Origin of the sequence: Nonomuraea recticatena (assembly GCF_039533245.1) — a bacterium.
GTDB lineage: Bacteria > Actinomycetota > Actinomycetes > Streptosporangiales > Streptosporangiaceae > Nonomuraea > Nonomuraea roseola.
The window spans coordinates 1-775 of record NZ_BAAATE010000144.1; the positions used below are offsets into that span (position 1 = coordinate 1).

The following is a 775-nucleotide window of genomic DNA, read 5'->3' on the forward strand; positions in this document are numbered from 1 at the left end:
AGCAGTCCGGCCCCCGGCATCACGAGCGTCGTCAGGATCGCCATGCTCAGGGTGGCGAGCGTGGCGATCCTGGCCACGCGCAGGTGCCGGGGATGCGGCACGTGCGTCCTTCTAGGCACCGGCGGCGGCGGGGAGCACGAGAACGGACGCGGCGACCAGCAGATCGACCGAGATGCACCATTCGGCGTACCAGCGGGGCACCACGCGGCCGGAGCGGTGGTGGACGTAGTCCCACGCCGCGTGCGCGGCCCACCCGGCGGCCACCAGGTAGCGGCCCAGGTCGGGGGCGACCGCGAAGGCCGCCACCGCGAGCAGGACGTAGACCGCCAGGGCGCCGCCCTGCAGGGTGAGCACGCCGCGCCCGCGCAACTCCCCGCGGAAGGCCCCGAAGATCAGGTACGCCAGGGCCAGCATCGGCAGGCCCCAGGTCACGAAGTCGGCGGCCTGCCAGGGTTCGGCGGTGAACAGGATGAAGCCGCCGCAGGCCAGGCCCACCAGGGTCGGCCAGCGGCGCAGGAGGGGATGGCCCCTGCGGGGCGTCGTGGTGGTCGCTTCGCGGATGCGCGTCGTGGTTTCCATGACCCAAGGCTCGGGCGGACGGCGCGCAAAAGGCAGATGCGGAACGCACGAATGGTTCATGCGTTTCCCATGGCGGATGCCTCGGATCATGCTCGGTCGGAGCGGTGTACCGTGATTCCTGCCATGCGTAACCACGTCGTCGCCGTCGCCGTGACCAGCGGCATGCCGACGTTCGAACTCGCTGTGCCGTGCGAGG

Annotated in this window: 1 protein-coding gene; it reads right to left on the reverse strand. The window is 71.5% G+C overall.

Annotated elements, in window-relative coordinates:
• Positions 1-111: 111 nt before the first annotated feature.
• On the reverse strand, positions 112-579 hold the full coding sequence (locus ABFX50_RS50825) for a hypothetical protein (protein ID WP_346158535.1): 468 nt from the start codon (positions 577-579) through the stop codon (positions 112-114).
• Positions 580-775 lie beyond the last annotated feature (196 nt).

What these genes read in the sequence shown, in the direction of transcription:
- ABFX50_RS50825 (WP_346158535.1), bottom strand. Translation starts at nt 579, where the DNA reads ATGGAAACCACGACGCGCATCCGCGAAGCGACCACCACGACGCCCCGC.